This window comes from Bifidobacterium sp. W8112 (assembly GCF_016101425.1).
Classification (GTDB): Bacteria; Actinomycetota; Actinomycetes; order Actinomycetales; family Bifidobacteriaceae; genus Bombiscardovia; species Bombiscardovia apousia.
In genome coordinates this window covers 565,153-582,074 of record NZ_JACFQN010000001.1, presented here as the reverse complement: position 1 = coordinate 582,074, position 16,922 = coordinate 565,153, and the positions used below count along the sequence as shown (strand labels likewise).

The following is a 16,922-nucleotide window of genomic DNA, read 5'->3' as shown; positions in this document are numbered from 1 at the left end:
AACGAGGATCAATGGCAGCAGCAAAGCAGGCCGCGCGCAAGCCTCGTCGTCGGGATCGCAAGTCGGTTCCGGTCGGGCAGGCGCATATCAAGTCAACATTCAACAACACCATCATCTCCATCACCGATCCTTCCGGTGCTGTAGTGGCCTGGGCTTCAGGCGGCGACGTAGGCTTCAAGGGCTCCCGCAAGTCCACTCCTTACGCAGCGGGAATGGCCGCCGAATCCGCAGCCCGCAAGGCCATGGAGCATGGGGTCAAGAAGGTGGATGTCTTCGTCAAGGGCCCGGGTTCGGGCCGCGAGACCGCCATCCGCTCCCTGCAGTCCGCAGGCCTGGAGGTCGGTTCCATCTCTGATGTGACCCCACAGGCACACAATGGCGTTCGTCCTCCCAAGCGCCGTCGCGTCTGAGCACTAAAAAACCCATGAATCCACCCGCGAAGACCGGTGAGTGCACCACCGGTCGGAGCTGAAAGGATAGCAACAGTGCTTATTGCACAGCGTCCGACTCTTACTGAAGAAGTCGTCAATGCCCAGCGCTCCCGTTTCACCATCGAGCCGCTGGAGCCCGGATTCGGGTACACCCTGGGCAACTCCCTGCGTCGTACCCTGCTGAGCTCCATACCGGGAGCGGCTGTGACCTCGGTTCGCATCTCGGGTGCCCTGCACGAGTTCACCACGCTGCCTGGTGTGGAGGAGGACGTCACCGAGATCCTGCTCAACATCAAGGGCATCGTGCTGACCAGCGAGTACGACGAGCCTGTGGTCATGTATTTGCGCAAGAGCGGCAAGGGCGAGGCCACCGCCGGGGACATTACCCCGCCGGCCGGTGTCACCGTGGCCAATCCTGATCTGCATATCGCGACCTTGGCCGAGGATGGCGAGCTGGAGATTGAGTTTACGGTGGAGCGTGGGCGTGGATACGTCCAGGCCCAGCTCAACAAGCAGGACAACGATGAGATTGGCCGCATCCCGGTCGATTCCATCTACTCTCCCGTGCTCAAGGTCAGCTACAAGGTCGAGGCCACCCGCGTCGAGCAGCGCACGGATTTCGACAAGCTGATCCTGGATGTGGAGACCAAGCCTGCCATCTCGCCGCGCGACGCGGTGGCATCCGCAGGGTCGACCCTGGTCGAGCTCTTCGGCCTCTGCCGCGAGCTCAACACTCAGGCTGAGGGCGTGGAAGTCGGACCCGAGCCGGTGGTGGAAGAGGCCGATCCGCAGATGTCCGTGCCGATTGAGGACCTGAACCTGACGCAGCGTTCCTACAACTGCCTCAAGCGCGAGGGAATCCATACCATCGGCGAACTGGTCTCGCATACCGAGCAGGATCTGCTGGACATCCGCAACTTCGGCATGAAGTCCATCGACGAGGTCAAGGAGAAGCTTGAGGGCATGGGGCTGTCGCTGAAGGCCTCCCCGCTGGGCTTCGACACCAATAATCTCGAGGGAGGCACCTTCTTCTCGCCTGACGACGAGTGAAGAAGGATCGCAGCCTTCGTATGAGCGGGCGAGGGGAAGGGTTCCGTCGCCTGCTGACAGCAATTCCGGGAAGTCGGATGTTCGGGCGTATGCCCACCTGTCCTCCCGGGCCGTAAGGAGATAATCCAATGCCAAAACCTAGCAAGGGCCCACGTCTGGCCTCCAGCCCGGCGCACGAGCGGCTGATGCTGGCCAACATGGCCACCAGCCTCTTTGCCAACGGCCGTATCACGACCACTCTGCCCAAGGCCAAGCGCCTGCGTCCGCTGGCTGAGCGGCTGATCACCTTCGCCAAGCGTGGGGATCTGCCTGCCCGTCGCCGCGTCATGCGCGTCATCCGCGACAAGTCTGTGGTCCACATCCTGTTCACGCAGATCGCCGAGCAGATGCAGCAGCGCGAGGGCGGCTACACCCGCATCACCAAGATCGCGCCTCGCCGTGGAGACAACTCCCCCCAGGCCGTGATCGAGCTGGTCACCGAGCCCCTGTCGGCCAAGAAGGCCGTCGTCAAGGAGGCTGAGTCCGCAGCCAAGGTGGCCGCCAAGGACGACAATGCCGAGGTGGCTGCGGCCACTGACGCCGCCGTCGCCGAAGGCGCTGCCAAGGACGCTGTCGACCAGGCCGTCGAGGCCAACGAGTCCGATCAGGACGTGTCCCAGGCCGACCAGGCCGCCGAGGATCTGGAACAGACCGCTGACAAGGCGGATCAGGCCGAAGCCCAGGCTGAGGAAGATGCCGACGTGGCTGAGGATGCCGAGAAGACTGCCGAGTAATCGGCTATTGCATTCGATGACGGGGTCGGGGAGCATGGCTCTCCGGCCCCGTTTGTCATCGCTGCCAGGGAGGTCTTGATGGAAGGTCAGGAAGGGAAGATGTCCCTTGTCAGGCTGCGCATGGATCTGGCCTATGACGGTGGCGGCTTCCATGGCTGGGCCCGGCAGCCAGGGCTTCGTACGGTCCAAGGTTGCATTGAGCAGGCTCTGTCTCTGATCACTGGAGCCCGCAGCTCACAAGGCGGCGTTCCCCATAACCACGACGTCTGGGAACCAAGACTGGTCGTGGCTGGCAGGACCGACACCGGGGTCCATGCGTCTCATCAGGTGGCGCACCTGGACATTCCCGATGGTGTGCTCGAGTCCTGCAGGGGCCATATGGAGGCAGACGGTGTTGTGGCCCTGGAACGCCGTCTGAGGCACCTGCTGCCTGCTGACATCGTTCTGCTCGGTCTCGGATTGGCCCCTAGGGGCTTTGATGCCCGCTTCTCTGCTATGGAACGCACCTACCTGTATCGGGTCAGCCAGGGGGGTCAGCCAGGGGATCCCCGCATGCGGGGCTATGTGCTGGACCTGGAGGGAAGCCTGGATCTGCAAGCTATGAACGAGGCTGCAAGAGCGTGTATCGGCTTGCATGACTTCGGATCCTTCGCCAGGCCAAACCCTGGCGGCACGACCATCCGCAAGGTCCTGGCCGCACACTGGGATCTGGTTCCGGCCGTGAATCTGTTCGGTGCGGCTCCGGACCAGAGTGTTGTCGGGTACCTTCCGACTTTCATGGAATCCGGGCTGACCGTCTTTCGGATCGTGGCTGACGCATTTGCCCACAATATGGTTCGCTCACTGGTAGCAGCCTGCATTCAGGTGGGCCTGGGACGCCGGTCAGTGCCATGGTTCGTCGACAAGGTAGCCCGCCCCCTGCGCGAAGGTTCCACCGGTCCCATAGATGCTCGGGGCCTGACCCTGGAGCATGTGGCCTACCCGCCTGATGGCCAGCTGGCTGAACGGGCGCAGGCTATCAGAGCCCGCCGTACATTATGATCCTCTGCCTGTTCATGGCAATCGGTGACTGCGCCACGCCGCTTGCCAGGTAGGGACTCTGTGGCATAATAGAAAAGTTGTTGTTCGGCAGTGTCGGGCAACGACCATGGTTGAGTGTCCGAGCGGTCTAAGGAGCACGCCTCGAAAGCGTGTGAGGGCAACTCCCTCCGCGAGTTCGAATCTCGCCTCAACCGCCCCCACTGGTCCCGGCCCCACGGTCGGGGCCTTTTTTCGTATACTGTCTGATGACGGCATGTGCATGATTACGATAAAGGGGCTCATGCCTTCCTGCTGAAGGAGGTCCTTTGGTCGGCATCAAAGACGTGGCCGCTCTGGCGGGAGTTTCCATAAGCACTGTTTCCTATGTATTCTCGGGCAAACGACCGGTAAGCGACGCGACGAAGATCAGGGTGCTCAAGGCAGTCCAGCAATTGGATTACCACCCCGGATCAGGAGCCGCCATGCTCCGAAGGGACCGCAGAACCCATCTGATCGTGCTGAGCTCGCCAATGCATCCCTATACCGACTATTCGAACTACGCCACCTTTTTCTTCGCCGTAGTTGCCAGGGCCAGACACTACCACTACAACGTGGTCCTTTTGATGGATGAGGACGATACGGACGAACTCCTGAGAATGTCATACAGTGGCATGATCGACGGTGTCCTCCTCTTGGATGTGACCATGGAGGATCCGCGGGTAGCCCAGGCACATACCTCCTTGGTGCCCTATGTCTCCATTGGATATGCCAGCGATCCGTCCAATGTGCTTTCCGTTGACGTGGATTTTCATGCTATGGGCTTGTACAACTCACAATGGTCGATCGTCATCATATTCACGGTCATCCAGAGCGCATTCGGCACCTATCTTCTGTCCAGCGTCTACGGAACCTTCCCCAAGGCCATTCTGGAAGCTGCCACCATAGATGGGGCCAGCCGGTGGAGAATTCTCAAGGACATTGTCTTCCCCATCTCCAAGCCCACGCTGAGCGTCATGCTGGTCTTCTTCTTCATCTGGACCTGGAATGAGTACATGATTCCTATGGCCTTCCTGATTGACAATTCCAAGCAGACGGTCCCCATTGCCATAGCGTCGCTGACCGGGGACAGGCTGATGGATGTGACCACCACGGCTGCGGCCTCACTGATCAGCATTGTGCCCACGCTGATCTTCTATCTGATCTTCCAAAGAACCCTTTCCAAGGGCATTACTACAGGAGCTGTGAAATAATATGAAGTTCACCAATGGATATTGGCTGACCCGGCCTGGCGTCGAGGCTCTCTACGCACGTTCTCCCTATGAATTGTCGGTAGGGCCAGATGGGAGGAGCATCGATGTCCTGGCTACGACCAGGGTCGTGACCGGCAGGGCCGACACCCTGAATCTGCCGACCTTCCGGATCCATGCCACTTCGCCGGCTGAAGGGATCATCCGGGTGCAGGCAACCCATTGGAAGGGTAGCGGAACCTGTCCGGGCTTCCCTGTTCAAGAGCAGGATCCGGATTCCGGATTCGTCCAGGCTCGCGCCCAGGGTGCTGGCGACGGCGAAGTCGGAGAAGACGGGGCTTCGGTGACTCTGACTTCGGGCAACCTGAGCCTGACCATGACCAAGGGTCCCGTCTTCGACATGGCTTTTGCTTGCGAGGGCAAGGAGCTCACCCATGCCAGGGGCAAGTCTCTGGCGAGGTTCGCTTTGGCTCCCGACGCTGCCGTAAGTACGCAACCAGTGGGGGAGTTCGGCGTAGCGCCCACGGCCAGGGCCTATGATGAGTCTCCGGTTTTCACCGCTATTCAACTTGGCCTGTCAGTCGGGGAAAGGGTCTACGGCTTCGGCGAAAGGTTCGGCCCATATTTGAAGAACGGGCAGAGCATAGACATCTGGAACGAAGACGGCGGCACAGCCAGCGAGCAAGGCTATAAGGACATTCCCTTCTATATGACCAGCAAGGGCTACGGTGTTCTGGTCAACAACCGCGGGCATGTCTCCTTCGAAGTGGCCACGGAGAACACCGAGACCGTCCAGTTCAGCGTGCCCGGCGAGGTTCTGGACTTCTATCTGATCGCCGGACCGAATCCTGAACGGATCCTGGAGCGATACACGGCCTTGGTGGGTCGTCCGGCCAAGGTCCCCGCCTGGTCATATGGGCTCTGGCTGACCACATCCTTCACCACGAAATATGACGAGGAGACCGTGACATCCATGATCGATGGCATGGCTCAACGGCATATTCCGCTGAGTGTGTTTCACTACGACTGCTATTGGATGAGGGAATTCCACTGGACCGACTTCCAATGGGATCGACGCTTCTTCCCTGATATCGAGGGGACCCTGGGACGTCTCCACCGTGAGAAGGGGCTGCACGTTTGCGCCTGGATCAACCCATATATCGGGCAGGAAAGCGTTCTCTTTGACCAGGCTGCAGACCAGGGCTACCTGGTTCGCAAGCCCAATGGAGACATATGGCAGACCGATCTTTGGCAGGCCGGCATGGGGCTGGTGGATTTCACCAATCCAGACGCCTGCAAGTGGTTCAAAGAGCAGGTCAAGCATCTCCTCAGGCAAGGAGTAGATGCCATCAAGACCGATTTTGGTGAGCGCATCCCTGCCGATGTGGTCTGGTTCGATGGCTCGGATCCGGCGAGCATGCATAACTGGTATACGCAACTGTACAATCAGACCGTCTTCAAGGCCATCGAAGAGGTGTACGGAAAGGGGCAGGCTTGCCTGTATGCCCGATCTGCCACGGTGGGAGGCCAGCAGCAGCCTGTTCACTGGGGTGGTGACTGCGAGTCCACCTTCAACGGCATGGCGCAGACCTTGCGGGCTGGCCTGTCGCTGGTAAGTTCCGGTTTCGGTTTCTGGAGCCACGATATCGGCGGTTTCGAAGGAGCAAGACCTGACCCTGCCGTTTACAAACGCTGGATAGCGTTCGGTCTGCTCTCCTCTCACTCCAGGCTGCACGGCTCCACGGTCTACCGAGTACCCTGGCTCTTCGATGAGGAGGACGAGCGCAGGGGAGTGGTCAATCCTCCTGAGCAGACCGCAGTGAGTGTGCTGCGAAAGTTCACCAGGTTGAAGATATCCATGATGCCCTACCTGTACCAGGTCGGACTTGGTGCACACGAGCGCGGCGTCCCGGTCATGCGTTCCATGTTCATGGAGTTCCCTGATGACAGGACGGCACTGGATTGCGACCGCCAGTATATGCTGGGGCCGTCGCTTCTGGTGGCGCCGGTCTTTTCCTACACGGGTGATGTGGAATACTACCTGCCCAAGGGGGTATGGACGGATTGGTTCACCGGCCGCCAGGTGGACTGCCGACAGTCCGGCCAGTGGATGCATGAAAAGCATGGCTTCGACACGGTTCCGCTCTGGGTGCGTGATGGCACTGTTTTGGTCACTCGCCAGGGCCAGGAATCAACCGAATATGCCTATGGAACCGATTCCCGGGTCTCAGTCTTCCTGGCTCACGATGGAAGAGCCAGTGCGACGGTAACCGAGGAAGATGGCAGCAGCCTGGTCTTCCAGGCGGAACGCTCAGGAAACGCAGTCACCATCACTTCCTCGGACGGTCGGGAATTCACCGGTTGCTTGGGAATGGGCGAGGGCAAGGCTTCCCGAAACGGGCGTCTGGTTCTGTCGGCAGCTTGAACAAGGACGGCAGCACCCTTTCGGCTCGATGTGGATTTGCCGACTGGGTCGAATGCTTGCGCAATACCGCAGGCAGTCTGGCGTGGCTGCGGGCGTTGATGCTGAGCCGATAAAAAGACCGTCCAATGCAGAAGGCGATGTGGTGGTCAGCACCGGGTCGCCTTCTGCATTGCACGGGTTCATACCCCCCGCGTTCCTAGGGAATGCTCCTGTGGAACACGTTCTATAATATCACCACCTGAACCGGTAATGCCACCCGCAACGTTTCGTGAAATCTGCAGTAAGTGAGCGTTCATTTGCTGTGTTCGGCGATTGATCTTCATGATCGATCAGGTGTTGAGCACGCATGGGCAGGGTTTGCTCGTCTATGCGGATGAGGAAATCTGAGAGTGTGATCAGAGCAGCCTGTGGCTGAAGGGTCCGTCCTGGACGTCAGCGCTTTGGCGCCTGCAGCAGGGCTGACGATGTGGCCGGGTAGCCGAGGTTCATGGCCATGGATATGTGGGCTACGATCATGTCGACCAGGGCCGATGTGGCCTCTTGGCGGCTTTTCGCGTTCTGGCTGGCCTCAGTTCGTGTTAAGCCTGAGGGGCCGTTCAATTTTCTCCCCACGGCCAGAAGGGTCCGTGCCGCATCCATCTCGATCAGGGCAGGGGTAGGGGTCTGTATGCCGTTGGCGGGGTCGGTGCATTCGTCGGGGTGCGCCAGCAGATCAGTGGTGGGATAGACCCCCTGCCGGGGATCGTGCTTGGCGTGACCTACCAGAATCTGCGCGGCCGCAGTGTGTGCATCGGCTAGGGTGAGCATCCATGCGGCATCCGTCTTGCGTGCTGCGAGCACAGAAAGTTCGAATCCGGAACGGTCCTCGCCGGTGATGGCCTGATCGGCCAATTCGACTGGCAGTGCCTTGGCCAGTGGATCCAACTGCTGTGCAGCCTGGACCAGCCTCAAGGCAGCTGTTTGGCGATTGGCCTGTCCGCCCTGGGAGGCCGTCAAAGCCTGGGCTGCATGCACTGTGGCTTCGTCCAGACGAGCAGGGCACTCGCGAGCCGCTTGGACCCAGGCCTGGGCGCGGCTGTCTGCCTGATCCTGCTGAACCCGTTCCGACTGCCGTGCTCGCGTCCATGCCTGCTCGCAGGCGGTGGGGCGGAGATTGTCGGGATCGTGCTGACTGACATGCACCGCTGAGGGTGCGCATCCTGAGATGATGGCGGCCAGCAGCAGTGCACCGATGCCGGCTCGCATCCGTCGTGCCAGGATCGCCGGCCGACGACTCGCCCACCCGTGGTATTCAGGAACCGGCTGTGTCTGCATGAAAGGCTAGAATAGTAGGCATTGCAGACTAAAAGAAGCACAGTCTGAATAACTTCATAGGAGGTCTTGACATGGAACTGGACCTGGCTGAAATTCATCAGCTGGCACACGAACAAGGGATTGATGCCGAGACCTTGGATCAAGCACTGAGCGAGGCCCTTCTTCTGGCCTACCAGAAGTCGCCTCACGCAGCCAAGCACGCACGGGTGGAGCTGGACGAGCGTGCGGGGACTTTCACCATTTGGGCACAGGACGAGATTGCTCGCGAACCCACGCCAGAAGAGCCTGAGCCGGGCTATGATCTGGGTGAGGAATACGACGACACACCGAAGGACTTCGATCGGCTGGCAGCCTCCACGGCCCGCCAGGTCATCCGCCAGCTTTTCCGTCAGGCAGATGACGAGCGTGTCTTCGGAGCTTTCTCGGGCCAGAAAGGCCATCTGATCACTGGAGTCGTGCAGCAGGATGCCAGCGATCCCGGCAATGTGCATGTGGCCGTGGACAATGTCGAGGCCATTCTGCCCCGCCGCGAGCAGGTGCCTGGAGAACATTACCGGCACGGCCAGCGGATCCGCGTTTACGTGGTCAATGTCTCCCGCGGGCTTAAGGGGCCGGAAATCATCGTGTCACGTTCCCACCCGGAGCTAGTTCGCCGCCTCTTTGAGCGGGAGGTGCCTGAGCTGGTCTCCGGCGCAGTCTCCATCATGGCCATTGCTCGTGAGGCCGGGGCCAGAACCAAGATCGCAGTCCGAGCCAACACCAAGGGGGTCAATCCCAAGGGTGCGCTGATCGGTCCGGGCGGCGCGCGCGTGCGTGCCGTCATGGAGAATCTGGGACCTGAGAAGATCGACATTGTGGACTGGTCCAAGGATCCTGCCGAGTTTGTGGCGGCGGCCCTGTCCCCGGCCGTGGTTCGCCAGGTGCAGATCGTCAGCGAGTCCAACCGCACAGCCATTGCCTTTATCAAGGACGCCCAGCTCTCCCTGGCCATCGGCAAAGAGGGCCAGAACGCCCGTCTGGCCGCCAAGCTGACCGGGTGGAAGATCGGCATCGAGTCCGAGGAGGCTCACCAGCAAAAATTGCGTGAGTTGCAGGCACAATCGGCTTCGGCTGCCGGTGAAGACGCCTGAGAGCAAACATCCGACGACGCGAGTATGCTGGATCCGGTATCCCGAGTCCGGTGGTTCATGCCGTCGGCCCCGGCACAGAGACGAGGTAACACGATCATGGTCGCACGATGAGACAGGATATGTTCGCCGTCATCAAAGAGTGATCGCGCCGGTCATATGCGCGGTCCGGTAAGGAGAAAGTAAGTGCCCAAAGCACGCGTGTATGAGCTGGCCAAGGAATTTGGCGTAGACAGCAAGACTGTTCTGGCGAAATTGAAGGACATGGGCGAGTTCGTCAAGTCCGCATCCTCCACTGTCGAGGCCCCCGTGGTTCGTCGACTCAAGAACGCTTTCCCTCAGAAGGGACAGGGCGACGCTGGCCAGGCCGCTGCACGAAATGCACGCCCCGGCAGCCCTAATCATGGAAGCGGCCAGGGGCAACGCAGCCGCTCGCAGTCCGGCGGCACCCAGCAACATTCGACGCCTGGGCCCAAGCCCGGACAGGGCCATCGGCCCTCGGCCGGCGGCGACGCGCCACGGGGTCAGCAGCGTCCCGGTGGCCACTTCCCCAAGCCCGGTGCCCCCCAAGGCAACCACAATGAGCACGAGCAGCGCAACCAGTCCCGTGGGCCCAAGCCCTCAGCCATGGGCAGGCCCGGCCCCCAGGGGTCGCACAACAACGGCCGCCCTGGCGGATCCAACGCTGCGGCAGCGCGTCATGGCGCACGGCCGGGATCATCCACGCCTCGTCCAGGCAACAATCCCTTCAGCCGCAAGCAGGGGATGAAGGCCCCCATGCCTTCAGACATCCCCAGGCCACACCCCATGGCCAGGCCCACCGTCAACGACTCCCGCAGGGGCCGGGGCGGATTCCGCAACGGCCGTGGCGGTCGTTCCGGGCAGGGCGCCCGTCCAGGACAGTGGGGCCATAGCCGCCCCGGCCAGCAGACGCATCAGGGCGGCAGCCGTTTCGGCGGCGCTTCGTCGGCACCCTCAGGCGGCTTCCGCGGCGGTTCAGGTCGCGGCGGTCGTGGTCGCGGCGGCGCTGCCGGAGCCTTCGGTCGCCAAGGAGGCAAGTCCTCCAAGGCCCGCAAGAACCGGATGGCCAAGAGGCATGAATTCCAGGAGATGAAGGCACCCGTCATCGGCGGCGTGCGCATCCCCGCTGGCAATGGACGTACCGTCAAGCTGCGCCAGGGCGCCACCCTGGCCGACCTGGCTGACAAGATCAACGTCAACCCCGCTGCCCTGGTCACGGTGCTCTTCCACCTGGGCGAGATGGCCACAGCCACCCAGTCCCTGGATGAGGCCACCTTCCAAATCCTGGGCGACGAGATCGGATGGAAGATTCGCATCGTCTCCGCCGAGGAGGAGGACAAGGAGCTCCTTCAGCAGTTCGACATCAACCTGGACGAAGAACGCGAGGACCAGGATGACAAGAACCTGCAGCCCAGGCCTCCGGTGGTTACGGTCATGGGCCATGTCGACCACGGCAAGACCCGGTTGCTGGACACCATCCGCAAGACCAACACGACCACCCAGGAGGCTGGCGGCATCACCCAGCGCATCGGAGCCTACCAGGCCACGGTCACCCTGGACGGGGAGGATCGCAAGATCACCTTCCTGGACACCCCTGGTCACGAGGCCTTTACGGCCATGCGTGCCCGTGGTGCCGAGCTGACGGATGTGGCTGTCCTGGTGGTGGCCGCGGACGACGGCGTCATGCCGCAGACCGTGGAGGCCATCAACCACGCCCAGGCCGCCCATGTGCCCATCGTGGTGGCTGTCAACAAGATCGACGTCGAGGGAGCCAATCCTCAGAAGGTGCGCGGTCAGCTGACCGAGTTCGGCCTGGTATCCGAAGAGTATGGCGGCGACACCATGTTCGTCGACATCTCCGCCAAGCTGGGCACCAACGTGGACAAGCTCCTGGAGGCCGTCCTGCTGACTGCCGACGCCGATCTTGACCTTCGGGCCAACCCCGACATGGACGCTCGCGGCGCCACGATCGAGGCCCGCTTGGACAAGGGTCGCGGAGCTGTGGCCACTGTGCTGGTCCAGCAGGGAACCCTGCATGTGGGCGATGCCATTGTGGCCGGATCGGCCTATGGCCGTGTGCGCGCCATGCTGGACGAGAACGGTCGGCAGATGGATGCCGCTGGCCCGTCTACCCCCGTACAGGTGCTGGGTCTTACCTCGGTGCCCACCGCTGGCGACCTCTTCCTGGTTGCGCCTGACGATCGCACCGCTCGACAGATCGCCGAGAAGCGCGAGGCTTCGGCCCGTGCCGCTCAGCTGGCCAAGCGCCGCAAGGTAGTCTCCTTGGAGAGCCTGAAGGAGCAGTTCGCCAAGTCCGAGGTCGACATGCTCAACATCGTCATCAAGGGCGATTCCTCCGGCTCGGTCGAGGCACTGGAAGACTCCCTGATGAAGATCGAGGTCTCCGACGAGGTCGGGATCCAGGTCATCCACCGGGGCGTGGGCGCCATTACCCAGAACGACGTCAACCTGGCCACGGTCGACAAGGCCGTTATCATCGGCTTCAACGTCCGGCCCAACCGGCAGGTCCAGGATCTGGCCGACCGCGAGGGTGTGGAGATCAAGTACTACTCGGTCATCTACAACGCCATCGAGGACATCGAGGCTGCGCTCAAGGGCATGCTCAAGCCGGAGTACGAGGAGGTCACCACCTCCCACTCCGAGATCCGCGAGATCTTCCGTTCCTCCAAGTTCGGCAACATCGCGGGTGTCATGGTCCAGGACGGCACCGTCAAGCGGGGCACCAAGGCGCGCATCGCCCGCAACGGGGTGGTCACCATCAACGACCTGGAGATATCCTCCCTGCGCCGGTTCAAGGACGACGTCAACGAGGTGTCTGAAGGTTACGAGGCTGGCATCAACCTGGGCTCCTTCAACGACATCGAGGTGGGCGACATCATCGAGACCTACGAGATGCAGGAAGTGGAACGCAAGTAGAGCCTGTCGACCATCCGACCACATGTCGGAGGATCTGTGGCGATCCGCCCCGGTCTGGGTACTCCCTGGCCGGGGCGGATGTCCATGAATGCGACGATGAGTCATAGACGCTTCGAGAAAGGAATCATGATGGCTGGAAATCCCCGCGCTGTACGCATAGCGGCCCTGATACAACGGGTCGTGGCTTCTGCGCTGGAGTCCCAGATGCACGACAAGCGCCTGGCAGGGGTCACTGTCACTGAGGTTCGGGTCACCAACGACCTGCAGATAGCCAAGATCTACTGGACCCAGCTGGGTCGGTCCGGTCATGAGGCCGGGGAACGCAAGCGTGCCCAGCAAGCCCTGCGGCAGGCCTCCGGCAGGCTGCGCACCCTGGTCGGCGCCCGTGCCGGTCTGCGGCTGACGCCTACGCTGCGCTTCATCTACGATGAGGTGCCTGCCGAGGCGACCGAGATTGAGGATGTGCTGACTGCAGCCCGTCACCGGGACGAGGCCATGGCCAAGGCCCGGGTCAATGCCAGCTATGCTGGCGACCCCGACCCATACCGGCATGAGGACGAGGAAGAGGACGATGGTTCGGGCTCTGCCCCTAATGAGCATGCTGCAGAGGATGCGAATGAAGCCAACCGCTGAGTCGTCAGATGGTATGGAGTCCGGCACCGCTGAACCGACCTCGGGCATCATCCTTGTTGACAAGCCGAGCGGTGTGACCAGCCATGACGTGGTGGCAGCCGTCCGGTCCAGCCTCGGCATGCGCCGCGTGGGCCATGCCGGGACCCTGGATCCCATGGCCACAGGTCTGCTGGTCATTGGATTCGGACAGGCCACGCGGCTGCTGACGGTCATCGTCGGCCATGACAAAACCTACCGGGCCACCATGCGCCTGGGGCTGGCCACCACCACGGACGATGCGGACGGGAATCTGCTGCCGGTGCGTCCTGGAGCTGCGCAGAGGGTGGACGAGCTGACAGCCCAGGGTCTGCAGGATCTGATTGATCGCTGCTTCACCGGCTGGATCGACCAGGTGCCCGATGCCTTCTCCGCCATCAAGGTCAAGGGCAGGCGGGCCTATGACCTGGCTCGCACAGGCCAGGAGGTCAAGCTGGAACCCAGACGCATACGGATTGCATCCTTCCGTCTGCTCGACTTTCGCCCTGTGGATCTGCCCGGCCAGGGCACCAGGGCGGTCGATGCGGATGTGGAGGTGACCTGCTCCAGCGGCACCTACATCCGGGCCCTGGCTCGCGATCTGGGCGAGCAGCTGAATCTGGGCGGCCACTTGACTGCCTTAAGACGGATTCGCGTGGGCCCCTTTGACTTGGAGAATCCCAGCCTGGCATCTACGGTTGTGGGCGGTCATGTGGTTCCTCACACCTACCGGAACCGACAAGGTGAGACGGTTGTCCGCAGTCGTATGGTCCTGGACCGCGACCGGCAGGCGATTTTGGATGGCTCGCTTGACCTGGCGCAGGCAGCACGCATGACCATGCCCGCTCTGAACCTGGATGCCGACCAGGCTGCCAGAGTGGCCAACGGAGGATTCTTGGATCTGCCTGTCGCCGGGCCCACGGCCGCCCTGGCCGGAACTGAGAGCAGACAGCGTCTGGCTGCTATCCTAGTGCCCAGTACACGAGGCGGGGCCAAACCGGATGTGGTTTTCCATCCGGAGGCCTGAGTGTGCAGGTTCGGGTTGAGCCCCAGGGTCTTGCCAGGGTGCGACGGTGGGCATACAGTGCTTAAGGAATTTTCGGCGCCCGGGTTCGGGGGCCGCCATGACTAAGTGATGGGAAGCGGATGAAGGTCAGCCAGGTCAGTTCGGATGAGTCGGGCATTGTCAGTTGGCCGGGAACCTTGGGGGCCCGGTCCAGTGTGGTCACCATCGGTGTCTTCGATGGCATGCATCGGGGTCATCAGGCCCTCCTGCGCCGGGTGGTCGAGCTCGCGGCCAAGGGCCAGAATCGGCCCATGGCCCTGGTCTTCGACCCCAGTCCCAAACTGGTCCACAGCTACGCCGACAGCCATGACATGGTTGAACCGCCCTCGGATCTGATTCGCCACGATCCTGATCAGATCATGCCGATGGAGGAGCGCCTGCGGCTCATGGCCCAGCTGGGGCTGGATCAGGTTGTGGTGGTGCGATACACACTGGCCTTTGCGGCCAAATCCTATCGGTTCTTCCTCAAGCAGCTTACCGAACGACTGGCCATGCGAACCCTGGTCTTGGGCCGCGATGCGCGAATGGGCGCAGGGCGAAGCGGCGACATCGGAGCCATCGGCGCCCTAGCAGACACCGGACTGTTCAACCTGGAAGTCGTGGATGACCAGGGCCCCGGCGACTGCACGCTGCCTGACGCTGACGGCCTGGAGCGACATCAGGTCAGGGCTTGGAGCAGTACCCACCTTCGGCAACTGATCCAGGACGGTGACGTGGATACGGCCCTGGATATTCTGGGTCGGCCTCACATGGTTCAAGGCACAGTGATCCATGGGGAGCAGCGGGGACGCCGCTTGGGATTTCCGACTGCCAATCTTGCGTCCGACAGCCAGGGGATGATGCCCGCGGATGGGGTCTATGCGGGCTGGCTGGTTGACCTGGGGCTGCCCATGGATCCCATGGCCACGCCGGAGGGCCGTGAGGGTCGGCTGGCTCAGGGCTCGCCTTGGCGGATGCCTGCCGCTATCTCCATCGGCACCAAGGAGACCTTCCTGGCCCCGGGTGAGCATATGCCACAAGTCCTGGAGGCCAACGCCGTGCGGCCGGATTGGGTGGATCTGTACGGCCACCGAGTTCGCGTGGAGTTTCTCAGCAGCCTGCGCGGTCAGCATCGGTATGCGGGCGAGGAGCCCCTCAAACGACAGCTGGCCTTGGACGCCGATCGCACCCTGGAGCTGACCAAGGCGGCAGAAAGAGCGTTTACCGCCAACTGAAGACTGCAGGAACCTGGGAACTCACAGCCCTCGGAAGTGGCTGAAGAACTCCCTGGTGCGCGGATTCTCGGACTCGTCCATGACCTCTTGCGGCGTCCCGTTCTCGGCGATGACACCGTCCAGCAGCAGAACCACCCGGTTGGCGGCATGATGGGCGAAACTCATTTCGTGGGTGGCCATGAGGATGGTGGTGCCACCAGCGGTCAGCTCCGAGACCATGGCCAGGACCTCGCCCACCAGCATGGGATCCAGGGCTGAGGTGATCTCATCCAGCAAGAGCAGTTCCGGGTCGGTCATCAGCGCTCGGGCGATGGCCACCCGTTGCTGTTGACCGCCGGAGAGCTGGTCGGGGTATGCTCCGGCCTTCTTCCTCATGCCGATGCGGTCCAGCAGTTCCAGGGCCCGCTCCCTGGCCTGGTCCTTGGGCATGCCATGAACCTTGATGGCCCCCAGAGTCACGTTTTTCAGGACGTTCATGTGGGGGAAGAGGTTGAACTGCTGGAAGACCACGCCGATTCTGGCTCGGCAGGCATCCTGGTTGATCCGCGGATCGGTGATGTCGGTGCCGCCCAGCCAGATCCTGCCGTCGTTGACGGTCTCCAGCAGGTTGATGCATTTCATCAGGGTGGACTTGCCCGAGCCGGATGGGCCCAGCAGGGCCACGGTCTCATGGGGCATGATGGTCATGGAGATGCCGCGCAGGACCTGGTTGCCCCCAGGGTAGGTCTTGCGTACATCCTCCAGACGGAGCACCGGTTGGTCCTGATTGGCGCATGCCTGTTCGCTCATACCATGCCTCCGCTCTGTTCGCGCTTGCGCAACCGGTTGGAATACCAGTCGTTGAGAAGAATGAAGGGGACCGAAGTGGCGATGAAGAGCACTGAGGCCACCACATAGGGGGTGAAGTTGTAGGAGGTGGCCACGATGATCTGGGCCGCCCGGACCGCGTCGACAGCTCCCAGAACCGAAATCAGCCCCACGTCCTTCTGCATGGAGATGAAGTCGTTCATCAGAGCCGGCGCCACCTTGCGCAGGGCCTGGGGAATGACGACCAGACGCATGGTTTGCCCCGAGGTCAGGCCCAGTGAGCGGGCCGACGCCCTCTGGGAGGGGCCGACGTCCTGGAAGCCGGCCCTCAGCACCTCGGCGATATAGGCCGAATAGGAGAGGATGATCGCCACGGTGCCCAGCAGGGCTGCCGGAATCCGATTGAAGATGGCCAGTCCGGGGATGCCGAAGCCGATCAGGTAGAGGACCACAATCATAGGGATGCCCCTCATGATCGTGGTATAGACCTGGGCCAGCACCCGCAGGGGAAAGAGCAGCGGGTTCCGGCTGGTGCGGATCATGGCCAGCAGGGTGCCCAGCAGGGCTACGCCGATGACTGCGAAGAAGAGCACCTCCAGATTGAGCCAGAGCCCCTGGAGGACCTTGGGGAAGGCTTGGGCGAAGTAGGTGCCGGAGAAAAACGACTGCTTGACTCGGGGCCAGCCAGGTGAGGCGTGCAGCCCCAGGGCAATCAGCAGGGCCAGTACAAGCGTGCTGGCGATGCTGATCGCCACGGAACGCAGATTCTGTCGACGGCCGTAGCGTTCCCGTTCCCGTTGGATATCGCTGACCGCGTCCTGTGCCGAGGGGGCCATGAACGA

Annotated in this window: 14 protein-coding genes and 1 tRNA gene; 12 read left to right on the top strand and 3 right to left on the bottom strand. The window is 62.0% G+C overall.

What is annotated here, in order from left to right; all coding sequences use genetic code 11:
• Positions 1 to 11 precede the first annotated feature (11 nt).
• From rpsK to yicI, 7 genes are all read left to right on the top strand, one after another.
• Positions 12 to 410, top strand: a complete 399-nt coding sequence (rpsK, locus tag H3T92_RS02405; protein WP_015022328.1) for a 30S ribosomal protein S11 — start codon at positions 12 to 14, stop codon at positions 408 to 410.
• Positions 411 to 485: 75 nt separating this feature from the next.
• Positions 486 to 1,481, top strand: a complete 996-nt coding sequence (locus H3T92_RS02400) for a DNA-directed RNA polymerase subunit alpha (protein WP_015022327.1) — start codon at positions 486 to 488, stop codon at positions 1,479 to 1,481.
• 128 nt (positions 1,482 to 1,609) lie between these two features.
• On the top strand, positions 1,610 to 2,254 hold the full coding sequence (gene rplQ, locus H3T92_RS02395) for a 50S ribosomal protein L17 (RefSeq protein ID WP_144085055.1): 645 nt from the start codon (positions 1,610 to 1,612) through the stop codon (positions 2,252 to 2,254).
• A gap of 78 nt (positions 2,255 to 2,332) precedes the next feature.
• A complete protein-coding gene (locus H3T92_RS02390; RefSeq protein WP_144085056.1) occupies positions 2,333 to 3,295 on the top strand; it encodes a tRNA pseudouridine synthase A in 963 nt (320 codons plus the stop codon).
• 108 nt (positions 3,296 to 3,403) lie between these two features.
• A tRNA-Ser gene (locus H3T92_RS02385) sits at positions 3,404 to 3,489 on the top strand.
• 111 nt (positions 3,490 to 3,600) lie between these two features.
• Complete coding sequence (locus tag H3T92_RS02380) at positions 3,601 to 4,524, top strand: LacI family DNA-binding transcriptional regulator (RefSeq protein ID WP_144085057.1); 924 nt, start codon at positions 3,601 to 3,603, stop codon at positions 4,522 to 4,524.
• A gap of 1 nt (position 4,525) precedes the next feature.
• Positions 4,526 to 6,946, top strand: coding sequence for an alpha-xylosidase (yicI, locus tag H3T92_RS02375; RefSeq protein WP_198189340.1), 2,421 nt, complete (start codon positions 4,526 to 4,528; stop codon positions 6,944 to 6,946).
• 432 nt (positions 6,947 to 7,378) lie between these two features.
• On the opposite strand, the gene H3T92_RS02370 is transcribed toward yicI, so the two are convergent.
• Positions 7,379 to 8,191, bottom strand: coding sequence for a hypothetical protein (locus tag H3T92_RS02370; protein ID WP_198189339.1), 813 nt, complete (start codon positions 8,189 to 8,191; stop codon positions 7,379 to 7,381).
• Positions 8,192 to 8,331: 140 nt separating this feature from the next.
• Here H3T92_RS02370 and nusA point away from each other — a divergent pair, with 140 nt between their 5' ends.
• The 5 genes from nusA to ribF all read left to right on the top strand — a co-directional run bounded on the left by nusA (position 8,332) and on the right by ribF (position 15,273).
• Positions 8,332 to 9,390 carry a transcription termination factor NusA gene (gene nusA / locus H3T92_RS02365; protein WP_101432768.1) on the top strand — a complete coding sequence of 353 codons (1,059 nt, stop codon included), beginning with the start codon at positions 8,332 to 8,334 and terminating at the stop codon, positions 9,388 to 9,390.
• Between the two features lie 183 nt (positions 9,391 to 9,573).
• Complete coding sequence (gene infB / locus H3T92_RS02360; RefSeq protein ID WP_101432767.1) at positions 9,574 to 12,345, top strand: translation initiation factor IF-2; 2,772 nt, start codon at positions 9,574 to 9,576, stop codon at positions 12,343 to 12,345.
• A gap of 129 nt (positions 12,346 to 12,474) precedes the next feature.
• Entirely contained in the window at positions 12,475 to 12,978 is a 504-nt protein-coding gene (gene rbfA, locus H3T92_RS02355) for a 30S ribosome-binding factor RbfA (RefSeq protein WP_198189423.1), read from the top strand.
• On the top strand, positions 12,962 to 14,020 hold the full coding sequence (truB, locus tag H3T92_RS02350) for a tRNA pseudouridine(55) synthase TruB (protein ID WP_232341828.1): 1,059 nt from the start codon (positions 12,962 to 12,964) through the stop codon (positions 14,018 to 14,020). Before rbfA ends, truB begins: the two co-directional genes overlap by 17 nt.
• A gap of 119 nt (positions 14,021 to 14,139) precedes the next feature.
• Positions 14,140 to 15,273 (top strand): bifunctional riboflavin kinase/FMN adenylyltransferase, encoded by a 1,134-nt coding sequence (ribF, locus tag H3T92_RS02345; protein ID WP_198189338.1) that lies wholly within the window; start codon positions 14,140 to 14,142, stop codon positions 15,271 to 15,273.
• Between the two features lie 21 nt (positions 15,274 to 15,294).
• On the opposite strand, the gene H3T92_RS02340 is transcribed toward ribF, so the two are convergent.
• Complete coding sequence (locus H3T92_RS02340) at positions 15,295 to 16,062, bottom strand: amino acid ABC transporter ATP-binding protein (protein ID WP_198189337.1); 768 nt, start codon at positions 16,060 to 16,062, stop codon at positions 15,295 to 15,297.
• Complete coding sequence (locus tag H3T92_RS02335; RefSeq protein ID WP_198189336.1) at positions 16,059 to 16,916, bottom strand: amino acid ABC transporter permease; 858 nt, start codon at positions 16,914 to 16,916, stop codon at positions 16,059 to 16,061. Before H3T92_RS02335 ends, H3T92_RS02340 begins: the two co-directional genes overlap by 4 nt.
• Positions 16,917 to 16,922: the final 6 nt, after the last annotated feature.